Consider the following 15,894-nt stretch of genomic DNA (forward strand, 5'->3'; position numbering starts at 1 on the left):
AATGAAGCGCTTTATCGCGGCGTCGGCGCTGGCCGGTTGGGTGGGGTTGGCGATCCAGCAATACCTGATTCTGTATTCGCGCTGGGACGCAGGCGCCAGCCTGCTGGGCGGGCTGATCAGCTTCTTCAGTTTCTTCACTGTGCTGACCAACACCTTGGTGGTGGTGGTGTTGAGCTATGCGCTGGTCAGTCGGGATTCAGCGGCAAAACGCTTTTTCCTGGCGCCCCCGGTCAGCAGCGCAATCGCCGCAAGCATCATCGTGGTGAGCCTGGCCTACAACCTGCTGCTGCGGCATTTGTGGAGCCCCCAAGGCTTTCAATTTATTGCCGACGAATTGCTCCATGACGTGATGCCGGTGCTGTTTGTCGTGTACTGGTGGCGGTGCGTGCCCAAGGGGTTTTTGCGCCTCAAGCACATCGGCGCCTGGGTGATTTACCCCGTGGTGTATTTCGCCTATGTGCTGCTGCGTGGGCATTTGCTTGGGCAGTATCAGTACCCGTTCATTGACGTGGACACGCTCGGTTATCCACAAGTGTTTGTGAATGCCGGGGGGATTCTGGTGGGGTTTATCGTGATCGCATTGGCAGTGGTGGGGCTGGATAAAATCTTGAAGCCAACCCGACATTAAATGTGGGAGCAAGCTTGTGTGGGAGCTGGCTTTGAAGTGCGCCCCAAAAGTTGGACAGCTAATGGTTAGGCTACCGCGGACCGGGTTCTGTAAGCCACAGGGCTCAGTCCGCCAAGCTTCGTTTTGATTTTAAGACCTTGAAAGGGCTGGCTCTTACAGCGGGTCACTTTTGGCAAACGCCCCAAAAGTAACCAAAAGGTCTTTGCCCCACCACTCGGTGCCTCGCTAAGGCTCGGCATGCCCGCACTCCGGCCCGGTTCCGCGGGTCGCCGCGCTGGGCCATCCCTGGCCCAGCGCGGCTAAACCGGCATCCCTGCCGGTTTACCCGCTCCACCGTGCCTGCGTTCGGCCAGCGTGGTTTAACGGGGCGCCTAAGATCAAGATCAAGATCAAAAGCAAGATCAAAAGCAAGAGCACGGCGGCCTAGTAGCCGACCTGAGTGGTAGAAGCAAAAGCAAGGCAAACAGGAGTTGGACGAGTGTCCAACTTCTGGGGCGCACTTCACTTGCCTGCGATAGCATCAACTCGGTGTAACAGATAAACCGAGTTGTCGGCATCGCGGGCAAGCCCGGCTCCCACAGTTGATTTGAGTCCGGCTTTACTCTTCTTCGCTACCTTCCGCACGCCAGTAACCCACGGCCTTGAGGAACGCTTCATTGACCTGATGCGTGTCCAGCAGCACACGCCGCACTTGGCGCGACAGCTTGGTTTCCGTCGCCACGAAGCTGTACAGCGAACCGCTCGGCAGTGTCAGTGTGCGAACGGTCTCGAGCAGGTCGCCCTGGCCGCGTATCACCCAGATCACCTCCACATCCGCAGCACTTTTCAGCGATTGCTGTTCCGCCGCATTGGCGATTTCAATCACTGCCAGCACCTTACGGCCCGCCGGTAATTCTTCCAGGCGCCGCGCAATGGCGGGCAGGGCGGTTTCGTCGCCGATCAGCAGGTAGCTGTCAAAAATATCCGGCACGATCATCGAGCCGCGTGGCCCGCCGATGTACAGGTGCTGGCCGACCTGCACCTGCTCGGCCCAGGTTGAGGCAGGGCCATCGCCGTGCAGCACGAAGTCGATGTCCAACTCGCCAAGGCTCAGGTCGAAGCGCCGTGGCGTGTAGTCGCGCATGGCCGGTTGCGGGCCCTCGCCCTTGATGTTGAAGGTCGGGCTTTGCAGTGCGGCCTGTTCGGCGGCGTTCTGCGGGAACAGCAGCTTGATGTGGTCGTCGCTGCCCAGGCTGATAAACCCTGCCAGTTCCGGCCCGCCCAAGGTGATGCGGCGCATGCGCGGGGTGATGTCGACCACCCGCAGCACGTGCAGGCGACGCCGTTTGATTTCGTGGGTAACGCGGTGGATAGCTTGCGTATTCATTGGTTTTTCCCGTCGGCAATAGCTTGAGCGGTGCCGTTGAGCAGCGCCGCGACACGAACGATTTCTTCCGGGCTCCATTGCCCGTGGTGCGAATGCAAGGCGTGGCGCAGGTTGTGCACCGCTTCGTGGATCTCGGGTGGGCGGTCCTGGCCCCGCAGCGCGCGCTTGCTCACGTCGATGCGCATGCGCACACCGTCCAGCGCAACGGCTTGCTCGCTTAAGAAGAGACGACCGGCGTCGGTGATTGTGTAACGTTTTTTTCCACCATCGGCGTCGCCCTGGATCAAATCGCTCTCTTCCAGAAAGGTCAGGGTCGGGTAGATCACGCCGGGGCTTGGGGTGTAGGCGCCGTCGAACAAGCTTTCGATCTGGCGGATCAAGTCATAGCCATGGCACGGCTGTTCGGCGATGAGGGCTGGCAGCAGCAGTTTCAAATCACCGGGTGCAAACACCCGGGGGCCGCGACCGCGGCCGGCGCGGGGGTCAAAACCGTCGCGCTGGTGAGGATGGTCTCGCATGGTAGGCGCCTCTATGTGTGTCTAGATATAACGTAAGATATATCTTACGAGCTACGCAAGGGCTCCTGACAGACGGTCTGCTGCTGCTCATGCATGCTCGTGCTTCGTTAGTTGCTTTGCCCAAGTAAATGTTATTGTTTTTTAGTTCATGTAATCCTGTTCTTACATACGGGTCTTACGCTAAAGAATTCTCATTAATCCTCATGTAGTTCAATTCTTACAGCTGGTTTTAAAGTTTTGGCACATTGCCATAATTTTCCTATGTGTCTTGATGTAACCCGGCTACGCCATTCAGCGAATTACCCGGCTTACATCCGCTGGTTTGAAATAGAAACTTGCCTCGCCTCGAACGGGTCCTGATTAGCAATACAAATAGTTGGAAAAACGCTTCACGCACCACAGCGTGATCCAAACGTTTGCTGAGTTGATATCAGGCACTACCACCGCTCGGCGCTTGCTGAATAAGTCCTACGCACCATTGCGGCAGGGTTTTTTATGACATTTATCAATGTGTGAGTACTTGCTAATGAAAACCAAAATGAAAACTGCGCTGTTGTCTATCGGGCTGCTGATGGGTTCGACTTCCGTTGCTCTTGCGGCCGATGGAACGGTTACGTTTTTGGGTTCGGTCCACTCCGGTGCTTGCTCTATCAAGCCTGACTCTGTTGACCAGACAGTTAACTTGGGTGCGATCGCCAAGCATCAGCTGGAATCGGGCGGCAAGTCTGAAGCCCGGCGCGTGCTGATCGAACTTGAAGGCTGCGACCTGACTGGCCTCACCGATAACACGGTGACGACCACCTTCACCGCTGCACCTTCCAGCGCTGTTCCGGGTGCGATTGGCACCGTGGGTGGCGCGGGCGGCGTGGGCATCATGATGAGCCATGGCGGTAAAGCCATTGAACTGGGCGTACCGACCACCCCGCAGGCCATTTCCACCGGTAATAACACGTTGGAATTCGGTGCCTATGTACAAGGCGCGGCAACCGGCGCAATCGTCCCAGGTGGTTTCAGCGCAGTCACCAACTTCACCTTGGCTTATCAGTAAGTTTTGCCCCCGCCACTTCGGTGGTGGGGGGCAACTTGGCGGGAGATAAAGGTGAACACATTCATAAGTCTCGCTATTGCCTCTTCCTTGATGTTGCTCCTCAGCCCTTGCGCTTTCGCCCAGGCGCCTGCGCAAGGCGAGGGTGTGGTCACGCTCGGAGGCGAGGTCGTTGACTCAGCCTGCGGGCTGGAATTGGCCAGTGTCGATCAAGCCATCGATATGACCCCTGAACCGATCGGCCGGCTGTTGCGCAACGCGAGGGGCGAGGTACATCCCTTCGAGCTGCGTTTGGTCAATTGCTCACTGAGTCGTCCCGACCCGTCGCGCCCCGGTGCAAGCCTGCCGGATTGGCAGCATATGCGCGTGACGTTTGACGCACCGACGGACCGAGCCGGGCAATCCTTTGCGCTGTTTGGCAACTCAGAGGGGGTGGCGCTGCATATTGCCGACGCTTTGGGCCAGGAGAGTGTGCCGGGCGTGCCAATGGCGTTGGTTCCATTGGTGGATGGCGACATGACGCTTAGCTACACGATGTGGTTGGTCGGCAACGGATCACCACTGACGGCCGGGCCTCACAGCGCCGCAGTGCGGTTCAAGTTGGAATACTTTTGAACATTGATGGACTGCTTTCATGTTGAATACGTCGAAAGTTAAAAATACGCTGCGCCCAAGCTTGTTTGGCGGGTTGATATCACTGGCGGGAACGGCATTGGGTGCCGGGGATATCGAGTTTAATACCGACGTTCTTGATCTGAGTGATCGCTCCAATATTGACTTGTCCCAGTTCGCGCGCAGTGGTTTTATTCTGCCGGGTACTTACTCGATGGTGGTGCAGATTAATTCACAGGCGCTCTCTGAGCAGTCGGTGGCGTTCTACCCTCCCGATAATGATCCCAAAGGCAGTCAGGCCTGTATATCGCCCGCGCTCGTGCAGCAGTTGGGGCTTAAAGAGTCCGACGCAGACAAACTGACGTGGTGGAAAGGCGGGGAGTGCCTGGACACAGAAGGCTTGCCGGGCATGGAGGTCAGTGGCGACCTGGCCACCTCCACACTGAGCATCAGCCTGCCCCAAGCCTACCTTGAATACAGCGACATTAATTGGGACCCGCCCTCGCGTTGGGATGAAGGCGTGCCGGGGCTGTTGGTTGACTACAACCTGACGGCGCTGACCAGCTACCGCAGGGACAACGGCAACCGTAATAATCTCTCAGGTAACGGCACAATTGGCGCCAATGCCGGGGCTTGGCGCCTGCGTGCCGATTGGCAGGGGCGTGTCGAAAAAACACGCGATGGCGGGTCTAGGCCGCAACGGCTGGAGTGGAGTCGCTACTACGCTTATCGCGCCATTCCAGCGCTCAAAGCGCGCTTGGTGGTGGGCGAGGATTACCTGTATTCGGACCTGTTCGACAGCTTCCGCTTTACCGGTGCCGCGCTCAATTCGGATGAAAGCCAGCTGCCACCTAACCTGCGCGGCTACGCCCCGGAAGTGGTCGGCGTGGCCAAGACCAATGCCAAGGTCGTTATCAGCCAACAGGGACGTGTGTTGTATGAAACCCTGGTGGCAGCAGGCCCTTTTCGCATTCAAGACCTCAATGACGCCGTCAGCGGCAGGCTGGATGTGCGGGTGGAAGAGCAGGATGGTTCGGTGCACACCTCTCAGGTCGATACGGCCGGTGTTCCCTACCTGACACGCCCGGGTCGCGTTCGCTACAAACTGGCGACGGGGCGGCCGTCCAATCTCCAGTACGGCGCCGAGGGCGACTTTTTCGGCACGGGTGAATTCTCCTGGGGCGTGAGTAATGGCTGGTCGCTGTTTGGCGGGGGCATCACCGATAACAACTATCGAGCGCTTTCCGTTGGGGTGGGTCGAGACTTGTTGGCGTTCGGGGCCATTTCGTTGGATGCCACACAGTCCCGCGCCGAGGTGTGGAACCAGACGCTGTCGGGTAAATCCTACCGCCTTCAATACTCCAAGAACTTTGAAGAGTACGACAGCCAAGTGACCTTCGCCGGTTACCGGTTCTCCGAAAAAAACTACTTGAGTATGAGTGAGTACCTGGACGCCCGGCATTACGGGATGAACGGTGAACGCCGTGGGGAGGGCGTGTACGACCAGTACGGTAACTACATCGAGAACTGGAGGCCGATTGGCGGCAGCAAGGCGCAGTATACGGTGACGGTCAACAAGCAGTTTCGTGACCTGGGCGCCACCGTCTACGCCAGTTACAACAAGCAGACGTATTGGGATCGGCCGGACACTCATCGCTGGAACCTGTCGGTGTCGCGCTACTTCAATCTGGGCACGGTCAAAAACATGAGCCTGTCCCTGAACACGTACCGCACCCGGGATTACAACTACAAGGACAACGGCGTGTCGCTGACGGTCAGCCTGCCGTTGGGGCCTACCGGCACACTGTCGCTGGATGCCAACCGAGGCGCAGGCACTAACCGTTTTTCAACGCGCTACAGCGATCGAATCGATGAGCGCAACAGCTACCAACTCACAGCCGCCAACAACTCCGCCAGTGGTTATCTGAGCCATGTTGGCGAACAGGCCGACGTCAATCTCAGCGTCAGCCAGCAAGAAGGCAATTACAGCAGCCTGAGTATGTCGGCTCGCGGCGGCGGCACGCTCACGGCTGACGGGGGCGCGTTGCATCGTTCCACCAGTACCGGCGGCACCCGCCTGATGGTCGACACCGCAGGTGTGGCCGATGTACCGGTGCGCGGTTACGGCACACCGACCCGCAGTAACGCCTTCGGCAAGGCCGTCATTGCCGATGTCAGCAGCTATCAACGCACGGCGGCCAGTGTTGATTTGGCGAGCCTGCCGAGCAACGTCGAAGCCACGCAATCCGTCACTCAACTGACTCTCACTGAAGGGGCTATTGGTTACCGCTCGCTGGAGGTGATTTCCGGTGCGAAGGCCATGGCGGTTCTGCGCCTGAGCGATGGCAGTTCACCACCCTTCGGCGCCACGGTGAAAAACCTGAAGCAGCAGGACACCGGGATTGTGAATGACGGCGGCAACGTCTACCTCAGCGGCATTCAGGCCGGCGATCAGATGGTTGTCAGTTGGGGCGGTGCCGAGCAATGCAGGCTCACGCTTCCGGTCATTTTGCCCGCTGATGGCTTGACCGACGCCTTGCAACTGCACTGCCAAAGAGTCGTTGCTGAGCCGTCCTTGCCCGAACCCACCTTGCCCCAACCAGCCGCGCTGACTGGCAACTCTATCGACACGGAGAACACATCCTCATGATGCTCAACACACGCCTTACCGCACAGGCTTTTGCGCTGCTGGTTCTAGGCTTGAGCCAGGGCGCTTACGCCGCCGTTGGCCTGGACCGCACCCGGGTGATTTTTGACGGTGGCAAAGACGCCACCAGCGTGAACATCACCAACAACAACACCCAGTTGCCGTATCTGGCTCAGGGCTGGATTGAGGATGAAGCGGGTAAAAAAATTACCTCACCCTTGATCGTGCTGCCACCGGTGCAACGCTTGGAGCCGGGCAAACAAAGCCAGGTGAAAGTGCAGGCGCTGCCGGCCGCCAAATCGCTACCGCAGGACCGAGAGACGGTCTTCTACTTCAACCTGAGGGAAATTCCGCCACGCAGCGATAAGGCCAATACCCTGCAGATTGCGCTGCAAACCCGCATCAAGTTGTTCTACCGCCCGCAAGCTATTACGCCCAGCCAGCAAGACTTGTCCAACCCGTGGCAAGAAAAGCTGACCCTCACCCTGCAAGGCGAGCGTTATCAGGTGAACAACCCGACGCCTTACTACGTGACCCTGGTGGATGCGCGCAGCACCAAGGACGGCAAGACCGTGGCCGGCTTTGAGCCGCTGATGATCCCGCCCAAAGGCTCGCTGCCCATGGGCCCAACGGCCAAGGCTCTCGGCGCCAAACCTTATCTGGCCTACGTGAATGACTACGGCGGACGCCCGTTGATGGCCTTCACCTGCACCGACAGTACGTGCACGGTGAACACGCAAGTATCCGCGCCTAATGAGTAGCGCCTGCTGCCGGAGAAAATCATGAAGTCGCATAACGTGAAGCTCTTGGGCGGTGTGTTACTGGCCTTGGCAGGGCGCGCCTACGCCGAGGATGTCGAAGGCATGAATGGAATGCTCAACGTGAGCGGGTCCATGCACGAAATGCCGTGCAGCCTGGAGATGACCTCGCAGCATCAAACGATTGACCTGGGCGCTCTATCAACCAGCCGCCTGCAGCGGCCCGGTGATCAGGCCGCAACGGTGGTCTTTCAACTGCGGTTTGCCGATTGCCAACGCAGCGCGGGCGGCATCCGTAATGAACGCACGGGGAACCTGACGTGGAGTGCCCATCAACCCGTGGTGTCGGTGATGTTTTTTGCGCCCGCCGATGCCGATGACTCACGGCTGGTCAAAGTGCAAGGCATCACCGGGATGGGCCTGCGCTTGACCGATTCCCTAGGCCGGGATGTACAGCTGGGCTCAAGGGGCCAACCGCTGTTTTTGCCCTTGGGCGGCAGCACCCAGACCTGGAATGTCCAACCCACGCGCACCTCCGCGCCGTTGACCAGCGGGGCATTTCGGACCGTGGTGGATTTCAGGCTCAATTATGAGTGAGGGCAGAACAATGGCTAAGTCAACCGGCTCGTGGGCCATTCTTGTCGCGGGCGGCCTGCTGTGGGCGGCCAGCCAAGGTGTGCAGGCCGACACCAACCTGACCATCCGCGCGGTCATCATCGCGGCTCCGCCGTGTGTCATTAACAGCGGCGGTACGCTGGATGTGCCGTTTGGCAATGACCTGCTGACGTCACGGATTGACGGGGTCAATTACCGTCGAGCGGTGCCTTACACCGTCGTCTGTGATTCGCCCTTCAACAACGCGATGACCCTGGAACTCAAGGGCACAGCGGCTTCGTTTGACCGCAACGTGCTGTTGACGCGCAAGCCGGACCTTGGGGTGAAGCTGTTCGTGAACGGTGCCGATTGGCCGCTGAACACTGCGGTGAATTTTACTCACCCAAACTTCCCAACCGTGCAGGCGGTGCCCGTCAAGCGGGCTGGCAGCACGCTGACGGGCGGGGCTTTTGATGCCGCCGCCACCCTTGTGGTCGATTACCAATGAAGTCGATTACCATGAAGATGACCCATGACCTGTTGGCAGCAGCGAGCGTTGCTCGCCTTGTGTTCCATCGGCCTTTGCAGCGGTGCGTCGGCCAACCTGACGTTCAGCGGTACGTTGAACGAGCCCCCGCCGTGCACGATTGATGCGGGCAACACGATTGAAGTGGATTTTGGCGATGTGGGGGTCAAGCGTGTCGACGGTGAGCGATACCGCAGGGCGGTTGCCTACACCATCAACTGTAGCGCCGCCACGCTGCCGTGGGAACTGAAGTTGAGTGTCAACGGTACCGCCACGACGTTTGACGGCGCAGCGGTGCAGAGCAGCGTGCCTGCGCTGGGCATTCGGCTGTTTCAGAACAACGTGCCGTTTTTACTCAATACGCCACTGGATATCACCGTGTCGTCACCGCCGGTATTGGAAGCCGTCCCCGTCAAACAACCCGGTGCAAACCTGACCCCCGCAAGGTTTACAGCGGTGGCCACGCTGCTGGCGGAATACGAGTAGGAGTCACATCTATGCGATATCAATGGGTTCATAAGGGGTGGCCACGCGTCGGGCTGGCCGTACTGCTCAGCGTTGGCCTGACCCCCCAGGGGCAAGCAGCGGACAATCTGAGTTTCAAGGGCAACCTGGTGGAAGAGGCCTGCACTATCCGGCCGGGCGACGAAGCCATCACGCTGGAACTGTGGGACGTGACCAGCAAGCACCTCTACATCAACACGCGCACGCAAGGTAAGGGTTTCAAGCTGCACCTGGAGGACTGCGACACCACCATCGGCAAGACGGTCACCATCCTCTTTGGCGGCACGGAAAACACCGCGCTGCCCGGCTTGTTCGCGCTCGATGGTGGCAGTGGCGCCTCAGGCATTGGCGTGGGCCTGGAGACCGTCGCCAACAAGCCGTTGCCCTTGAATGCCGTCAGTGACGAACAGGTATTGATTGACGGCAACAATGTGATCGACCTCAAGGCTTATGTGCAGGGTGAGCCGCAGGCCATCCGGGATGAAACCATCGGGCATGGGACGTTCACGGTGACTTCTACTTTTACGCTGGACTATCCCTAAACCTCAACTCTCTTCTGGGCAGCCTCAAGGCACGAACCGAATGTTCGTGGGGCGGTGTCTGGGTGGGTGAGCAACGAGAGATCAAAATGAAACGACTCTATGGAGCCACTGTGCTTCTGGTGTTGATTGTCGAGTTAATGGCGGCCCCTGGGAGACGGGCAATCCCAACCAGCGGGTGCCTGTCACGGTTACCCTGACCGCAGATCGCACTCGGATCATGCTGGAAGGGGCAAGGCTGGAATGTCGATACAGCCTTAACCAGGGCCCCGTTGGGGGCCAGGACTATTGGGCGACGGGGAGTCGCGCAGGCGCCCCTTGGACGGCCGGGCCAAAATTTGGCAGCGAAAGGACCGGTTTGCGAATCAATGGTGCTTTCCTCAACACCCCGGTTCAGACGGGTATACGGGTGGTCACGATTCCCAACAATGGGGCCGCTTACCCGATCAATATCACGCCCTATATTCTGATGCGTAACAATCCGTCCACTCCGATCGATGTTCGAATCGGCGACACCCTCGGGCTGTTGCGCCTCACCGCCACCAACAACTACAACGGAGCCTCGGCGGATCTTACGGTGACGTACACTGCCGCCAACAACTTCACCGTCTCGCCATCAACCTGCACGATCAATAACAACAACCCCATCGAGATCAACTTCGGTGACGTACACCAGCGAGCCATCGGCAGCGATCCGCTGACAACCTCCATCCGCAGCGACCGCAGGCTTACCTATGCCTGCCCGGACGGCGGGATTACTACGCCGATCACCATCACTTACAAAGGCACCCCATCGTCGTTCGACAACCGCCTACTGCGGATGACCAATGCTGACGTGGGCACGGCCATGGTCCGTGGGGGCAGTGCCGTTCAAGTCGGCGGCTCGTTCCTGACGCGCATCACCAACAGTGTGGGTGGGGACGATGTGACGTTTTCTCTGGTTCGGCGAGCGGGGTCCTTGCCGACGCCTGGCGCCATCAGTGCGGAGGTGGGGCGCCAGGCCCAAGCCCGGGTCGAGGCCGAGGCGTTCGCCCGTATGCGCACCGGCCAAACCGGGCGTGTGCGCCAGACCCTGGACATTGACCGGGCAACGATTACCCGGCCTTTTGCCCGGCGGCTGTTTTTCCGTGCGGGCCCTCTACCGGCAGGCACAGCGTTTGGCTCCCCGGCTTCAAGTACGGCATAAGAATCGGCGCCATGCCTTTGAGCACCTGCACGGGCAGCGCCGAGGTGAACTTGAAGCCTTGCGCCGAGCTGCCCGGAACAAACGCGGTGAGGGTGCCAAAGTGGCGCTCGCCGATATAGAACACAAAGGTGGCGGTGCGGTTGATCGCCTTGGAACTGAGCACCCGCCCCCCGGCGCCGATGGCTTCGATGCGGTTGTCGCCGGTGCCGGTCTTGCCGCCCATGGCCAGCGGTGTGCCGTCATCCAGCTTGAAGCTGCCGGCCACGCGTTTGGCCGTGCCGGCGTCCACCACTTGGGACAAGGCCCCGCGCAGCGCCTGCGCCACTTCCATCGGCAACACTCGTTTGCCGGTGGCGGGGTCGTTGATCACCCGGGTTTCATACGGCGTATCGGCGGCAAAGTGCAGGCTGTCGATGCGTACCACTTTGGCGCGTACGCCATCGTTGAGGATGATCCCCATCAATTCCGCCAGCGCCGCCGGGCGATCGCCGGAGCTGCCGATGGCCGTGGCCAGTGACGGCACCAAGTGGTCAAACGGGTAACCGACCGCCTGCCAGCGCTGGTGAATATCGAGGAAGGCTTCCACTTCGAGCATGGTCCGGATGCGACTGTCGCGCGCGCTCTGATGGCGGCTTTTGAACAGCCAGCTGTAGACCTCCTGACGCTCGAACTGGCCGGCTTTGACCACTTCGCTGAAGGTCGCCTCGGGGTGGTTGAGCAGGTAGCCCATCAGCCACAGGTCCAGCGGGTGAACCTTGGCGATGTAGCCTTGGTCGGGCAGGTCATAGGTGCCGGGGCCATACGCGGTGTAGAGTTTTTGCAGGCGTTCGTCGCTGAGCTTCTCGTTGGTTTTCACCCCGGTCAGGTGCGCGCGCACGAACAGGTTGAAGCTTTCCTGGTTAGCGTTGGGCAACAAATAGCGGTGCACGGCGGCCAGGCGCATTGGCGTGGGACGCAGGCCGTCCAGAAAGGTGTCGAGGCGCGCCTGGGTGTCTTTTTTCTGGTACTTCTTCCAGAACTTGCGCAGGAAGGTCGTGCCCTCGCGGTCGGCAAAATCGGCGAGGTATTCCTGGCGGCGCGGGTCATTGTCGTCCTTGAGCAATTGGGCGCTGTTATTGGCGCCGGAATAGGTGGTGTAGCGCACCACATCACGCATCAGGCGAATGAACGGCAGGTTGATCGACTCGCGCAGGGCGTCGCGCAAGCTGGGGCTGCGGCCGTTGTCTTCGTTGCGAAAGTTATGGAAGTGATGCAGGCCGCCGCCGGTGAAAAAGCTTTCGCCGGGGCTGGCCGAGTAGGTGCGATCAAGGGCGGCTTCGAGCATTTTTGCCAGGGATTTGTCCGGGGTCTGGATCAGGTAATCAAGGGCCCAGCGGCTCAAGCGGTCCTGGTCGTCGACCGTGATTTTTTTCAGCGCAGCGGGGGCTTGGGCGGCGTACTTATCGTGCAGTTCGGTGATGATTTGCAGGTAGGTGGTCAGTACCCGCAGCTTGGCGGTGGAGCCCAGTTCCAGTTTGCTGCCTTCGTTGATATCGAAGGGTTGGTCGGTGTTGTCGGTTTGCACGCGCACCCGTGAGCCGTCCGGGGTCAGCTCGAACAGGGTGAAGCTGTAGCGCACTTGCGCGGTGTTGGCCTCGCTCAGCAGGCGTTCGCCGAGCAGGCCGACCTGGCGCGCAAAGTCGGGGTCGGCCAGGTGCTTGAGGTATTCGCTGACTTGGCCCTGCAACGGGGCTTGCAGGGTGGTGGTCGCCGCAAGGTCGAGGCGGTCCAGGTCATACAGCGGCCGGTCGAGTAGGGTGGCCAGGCGCGCGCGGGCCATGCTGATGCCTTTGTTGGTCTCCACCGGTTGCAGCGTCGGTTGTTGCAACCAGTCGCGATAGCTGACCTTGGCCGCCAGTGCCGCTTGGAGCAGAGCAGGGGTGATGACACTGTTTTGCGCCATTAGGCGCAGGTGGCTGTCGGTGAGTTCGGCGAGCTCTTCGCGACCCTTGGCCAGATAGTGCGAAGGCCGGCGCTGGGCAATGATCAACGACAACACCTGGCGCAGTGCCAGGCCTTGTTCGGCGTTTACCGAGCCCACCAGCGCCAGGTTGACGTGGTTGAAGTCGGCGCCGTACCACACCCGCAAACCCTCGGCCAGGCCATGCACTTCGCCGTGGCCGGGCACCGCCGACAGCGGCACGCTGTTGAGGTAGTCACGCAGGATATTCTGCCGCGCCGGCAAGGTCTGCGGCCCATCTCGATAGGCGCGTACAGCGGCGGAAAACATCTGCCGCAGTTTTTCCTCGCCCGACACGGTCAGGCCGTCCGGGGAGTGGCGGTATTTTTCCAGCTGGGTGGCCAAGGTGCTGCCGCCGGCACTTTGGCCCGGCAGGTGCAGCACCTTGGCGACTTGTGACCACGCGGCCTTGGCAAAGCGCGGCCAGTCGACGGCGGGGTTGGCCTGGGGCTGGCTGGGGTCGAGCAGGTCGCGGTTTTCGATAAACAGCAGGCTGTTGACCACCACGGGCGGGATTGCGGCGAAGCTTTCGTACAGCTGTTGCGGGTAGTTGTACTGGTAAAGCGGCACGGCGCGGCAGTCGCTGATGGTCAGCCCGGCCTGGATCTTCTCTGCGTAGGGCACGAACAGGCCCTTGGCGGTGTAGTCCATCAACGTGGGCGAAAAGCGCGCCTGGGCCTCAATCACATAACCGCGCTTGAGCAGGCGCGGCAGGAAGCTGCCGAGGTTGCTGTAACCCAGGCGCCGGTCGAAGGGGCCGGCCCCCGGATAAACCATGGCCTGGCTGGGGCCGGGCTCAACCTGGTAGGTGAGGCTGCGGGCCAGGCGGCTGAGCTCCTGGGCTTGCAGGCGGGAGGTGCGCAGCTCTTTGGCGGCGGCAAACCCCAGCGCTACCAGTGCCATCAACACGATCAACCAGAACAGGCGCCGCCCATGGCGGGGCCTGGGTTTATTTTTGGGTAAGGGCGCTGGGTCCGAACTGCCTTGTAGTTTCGCAGCCTTGCTCGATTCGGTTTGCCAGAGTGCGCCCATAGTCGATTGATCCCTTCACGCAGATAGATCGGACCTGCTTGAAGCGTAGTCGCTGAGGGCTGGTTGTGAGGGATTTGTGTGTGGTGCGCGGGTTCTTATGGTGAGCGGTGGTTCTTATGGTGAGCGGGCTTGCAGTGGCAAACCATTTGTCAGCGTGGTGCTGCGCGACGTTTTGTCGCTCAATGCAGGTAAGATGCTCCTGTAAAATGGCATTTTGACCGGCGCTTCCCCTAAATTGGCCAATTTTTATAGTGAAAGACCCTGCTCTGGGCTTTTTATACTGACGCCCCGCTGATCTTGCCTGGCAAGAAGGGCCCGTCCATGAGGCGGTCCCGTTTCAATAAGGGCACAGGCTTACCGGCCTTCACCCCGGAAACTCGACGGACACTCCAATAACAAAATGAGGTTGTACCCCTATGCCAGTCGGCAACCCACTGCCCCATGGCGAGACCGCTCAAGGCGGCCCGCTCAAACGCGAACTCGGTGAACGGCATATTCGCCTGATGGCCCTTGGCGCCTGTATCGGTGTCGGCCTGTTCCTGGGCTCGGCCAAGGCCATTGAAATGGCCGGCCCGGCGATCATGTTGTCCTACATCATTGGCGGCCTGGCGATCCTGGTGATCATGCGCGCCCTGGGCGAAATGGCGGTGCACAACCCCGTCGCCGGCTCGTTCAGCCGTTACGCCCAGGACTACCTCGGCCCGTTGGCGGGCTTTCTCACCGGTTGGAACTACTGGTTCCTGTGGCTGGTGACCTGCGTGGCGGAAATCACCGCCGTCGCCGTGTACATGGGCGTGTGGTTCCCCGACGTGCCGCGCTGGATCTGGGCCTTGGCGGCCCTGGTCAGCATGGGCACCATCAACCTGATCGCGGTCAAGGCGTTCGGTGAATTCGAGTTCTGGTTCGCGCTGATCAAGATCGTCACGATCATTGCCATGGTCATCGGCGGCGTCGGCATCATCGCGTTCGGCTTCGGCAATGACGGCGTGGCGCTGGGCATTTCCAACCTGTGGGCCCACGGCGGCTTTATGCCCAATGGCGTCACCGGTGTGCTGATGTCCCTGCAAATGGTGATGTTCGCCTATCTGGGCGTCGAGATGATCGGCCTCACCGCCGGTGAAGCGAAGAACCCGCAGAAGACCATCCCCAGTGCCATCGGCTCGGTGTTCTGGCGCATCCTGCTGTTCTACGTGGGGGCGCTGTTCGTAATTCTGTCGATCTACCCATGGAACGAAATCGGCACCCAAGGCAGCCCGTTCGTGATGACCTTCGAGCGCCTGGGTATCAAGACGGCCGCCGGCATCATCAACTTCGTGGTGATCACGGCGGCGCTGTCCTCCTGCAACGGCGGCATCTTCAGCACCGGGCGCATGCTCTACAGCCTGGCGCAGAATGGCCAGGCGCCGGCCACGTTCGGCACGACCTCAAGCAACGGCGTACCGCGCCGGGCGCTGCTGCTGTCGATTTTCGTGCTGCTGCTGGGCGTGTTGCTCAACTACATGGTTCCGGAAAAAGTCTTTGTGTGGGTCACCTCCATCGCCACCTTCGGTGCGATCTGGACCTGGCTGATGATCCTGCTGGCCCAGCTCAAATTCCGCAAAAGCCTGAGCCCAGCCGAGGTGGCTGGCCTCAAGTACCGCATGTGGCTGTACCCGGTCAGCTCCTACCTGGCGCTGGCGTTCCTGGTGCTGGTGGTGGGCCTGATGGCGTACTTCCCGCAAACGCGTATTGCGCTGTACGTCGGCCCGGTGTTCCTGGTGTTGCTGACGGTGCTGTTCTACGTGTTCAAGTTGCAGCCGAGTCAGGCTGGCGAAGGTGCGACGCTCAGGCAGATATGAGCCACTGAGCGAGAGTGCTCGGATGCGCTTGAGAATAACGCGGGCTCCCCGCGTTATTGCCTTTCTCCCTGCTTGCCTACTTATCTATCCCTCCCATCGGTT

General features: G+C 60.2%; 14 protein-coding genes. 11 read left to right on the forward strand and 3 right to left on the reverse strand.

All coding sequences use genetic code 11. The features are described 5' to 3' along the window. Nucleotide 1 precedes the first annotated feature (1 nt). Nucleotides 2-628: a Pr6Pr family membrane protein gene (locus GJU48_RS05235; protein ID WP_094952984.1), complete on the forward strand. Its 627-nt coding sequence runs from the start codon at nt 2-4 to the stop codon at nt 626-628. Between the two features lie 598 nt (nt 629-1,226). Here GJU48_RS05235 and GJU48_RS05240 read toward each other — a convergent pair. Together GJU48_RS05240 and GJU48_RS05245 are read right to left on the reverse strand one after the other, a co-directional pair. Next, on the reverse strand, nt 1,227-1,994 hold the full coding sequence (locus GJU48_RS05240; protein WP_094950945.1) for a siderophore-interacting protein: 768 nt from the start codon (nt 1,992-1,994) through the stop codon (nt 1,227-1,229). Then, nucleotides 1,991-2,512 carry a PadR family transcriptional regulator gene (locus GJU48_RS05245; RefSeq protein ID WP_094950944.1) on the reverse strand — a complete coding sequence of 174 codons (522 nt, stop codon included), beginning with the start codon at nt 2,510-2,512 and terminating at the stop codon, nt 1,991-1,993. The genes GJU48_RS05240 and GJU48_RS05245 overlap by 4 nt, the downstream gene beginning before the upstream one ends. Before the next feature lie 538 nt (nt 2,513-3,050). On the opposite strand from GJU48_RS05245, the gene GJU48_RS05250 reads away from it, so the two are divergent. From GJU48_RS05250 to GJU48_RS05290, 9 genes are all read left to right on the forward strand, one after another. Further along, the gene (locus GJU48_RS05250; protein WP_256589255.1) at nt 3,051-3,560 is read left to right on the forward strand and encodes a fimbrial protein; all 510 of its coding nucleotides are present in this window, start codon (nt 3,051-3,053) and stop codon (nt 3,558-3,560) included. A 51-nt stretch (nt 3,561-3,611) separates the two neighbouring features. Next, nucleotides 3,612-4,172 (forward strand): fimbrial protein, encoded by a 561-nt coding sequence (locus GJU48_RS05255; RefSeq protein ID WP_094950942.1) that lies wholly within the window; start codon nt 3,612-3,614, stop codon nt 4,170-4,172. Nucleotides 4,173-4,191: 19 nt separating this feature from the next. Beyond that, nucleotides 4,192-6,819: an outer membrane usher protein gene (locus GJU48_RS05260; RefSeq protein ID WP_155295938.1), complete on the forward strand. Its 2,628-nt coding sequence runs from the start codon at nt 4,192-4,194 to the stop codon at nt 6,817-6,819. Then, nucleotides 6,816-7,577: a fimbria/pilus periplasmic chaperone gene (locus GJU48_RS05265; protein ID WP_094950941.1), complete on the forward strand. Its 762-nt coding sequence runs from the start codon at nt 6,816-6,818 to the stop codon at nt 7,575-7,577. Before GJU48_RS05260 ends, GJU48_RS05265 begins: the two co-directional genes overlap by 4 nt. 21 nt (nt 7,578-7,598) lie before the next feature. Then, on the forward strand, nt 7,599-8,171 hold the full coding sequence (locus GJU48_RS05270) for a fimbrial protein (protein ID WP_094950940.1): 573 nt from the start codon (nt 7,599-7,601) through the stop codon (nt 8,169-8,171). Between the two features lie 10 nt (nt 8,172-8,181). Further along, nucleotides 8,182-8,676, forward strand: coding sequence for a fimbrial protein (locus GJU48_RS05275; protein ID WP_094950939.1), 495 nt, complete (start codon nt 8,182-8,184; stop codon nt 8,674-8,676). 24 nt (nt 8,677-8,700) lie between these two features. Then, a complete protein-coding gene (locus GJU48_RS05280; RefSeq protein ID WP_094950938.1) occupies nt 8,701-9,180 on the forward strand; it encodes a fimbrial protein in 480 nt (159 codons plus the stop codon). A gap of 11 nt (nt 9,181-9,191) precedes the next feature. After that, nucleotides 9,192-9,740, forward strand: a complete 549-nt coding sequence (locus GJU48_RS05285; protein WP_094950937.1) for a fimbrial protein — start codon at nt 9,192-9,194, stop codon at nt 9,738-9,740. A gap of 355 nt (nt 9,741-10,095) precedes the next feature. Next, nucleotides 10,096-10,923, forward strand: a complete 828-nt coding sequence (locus GJU48_RS05290) for a fimbrial protein (protein ID WP_371923431.1) — start codon at nt 10,096-10,098, stop codon at nt 10,921-10,923. Here GJU48_RS05290 and GJU48_RS05295 read toward each other — a convergent pair. Further along, the gene (locus GJU48_RS05295) at nt 10,832-13,954 is read right to left on the reverse strand and encodes a transglycosylase domain-containing protein (protein WP_094950930.1); all 3,123 of its coding nucleotides are present in this window, start codon (nt 13,952-13,954) and stop codon (nt 10,832-10,834) included. The genes GJU48_RS05290 and GJU48_RS05295 overlap by 92 nt on opposite strands. A gap of 416 nt (nt 13,955-14,370) precedes the next feature. Here GJU48_RS05295 and GJU48_RS05300 point away from each other — a divergent pair, with 416 nt between their 5' ends. After that, nucleotides 14,371-15,792 carry an amino acid permease gene (locus tag GJU48_RS05300; protein WP_094950929.1) on the forward strand — a complete coding sequence of 474 codons (1,422 nt, stop codon included), beginning with the start codon at nt 14,371-14,373 and terminating at the stop codon, nt 15,790-15,792. Nucleotides 15,793-15,894 lie beyond the last annotated feature (102 nt).

The sequence above is a fragment of the Pseudomonas sp. IB20 genome (genome assembly GCF_009707325.1).
Lineage (GTDB): Bacteria > Pseudomonadota > Gammaproteobacteria > Pseudomonadales > Pseudomonadaceae > Aquipseudomonas.

Coding starts and splice junctions, on each gene's coding strand:
- GJU48_RS05235 (WP_094952984.1), top strand. CDS start 2: ATGAAGCGCTTTATCGCGGCGTCGGCGCTGGCCGGTTGGGTGGGGTTG.
- GJU48_RS05240 (WP_094950945.1), bottom strand. CDS start 1,994: ATGAATACGCAAGCTATCCACCGCGTTACCCACGAAATCAAACGGCGT.
- GJU48_RS05245 (WP_094950944.1), bottom strand. CDS start 2,512: ATGCGAGACCATCCTCACCAGCGCGACGGTTTTGACCCCCGCGCCGGC.
- GJU48_RS05250 (WP_256589255.1), top strand. CDS start 3,051: ATGAAAACTGCGCTGTTGTCTATCGGGCTGCTGATGGGTTCGACTTCC.
- GJU48_RS05260 (WP_155295938.1), top strand. CDS start 4,192: ATGTTGAATACGTCGAAAGTTAAAAATACGCTGCGCCCAAGCTTGTTT.
- GJU48_RS05265 (WP_094950941.1), top strand. CDS start 6,816: ATGATGCTCAACACACGCCTTACCGCACAGGCTTTTGCGCTGCTGGTT.
- GJU48_RS05270 (WP_094950940.1), top strand. CDS start 7,599: ATGAAGTCGCATAACGTGAAGCTCTTGGGCGGTGTGTTACTGGCCTTG.
- GJU48_RS05275 (WP_094950939.1), top strand. CDS start 8,182: ATGGCTAAGTCAACCGGCTCGTGGGCCATTCTTGTCGCGGGCGGCCTG.
- GJU48_RS05280 (WP_094950938.1), top strand. CDS start 8,701: ATGACCTGTTGGCAGCAGCGAGCGTTGCTCGCCTTGTGTTCCATCGGC.
- GJU48_RS05285 (WP_094950937.1), top strand. CDS start 9,192: ATGCGATATCAATGGGTTCATAAGGGGTGGCCACGCGTCGGGCTGGCC.
- GJU48_RS05295 (WP_094950930.1), bottom strand. CDS start 13,954: ATGGGCGCACTCTGGCAAACCGAATCGAGCAAGGCTGCGAAACTACAA.
- GJU48_RS05300 (WP_094950929.1), top strand. CDS start 14,371: ATGCCAGTCGGCAACCCACTGCCCCATGGCGAGACCGCTCAAGGCGGC.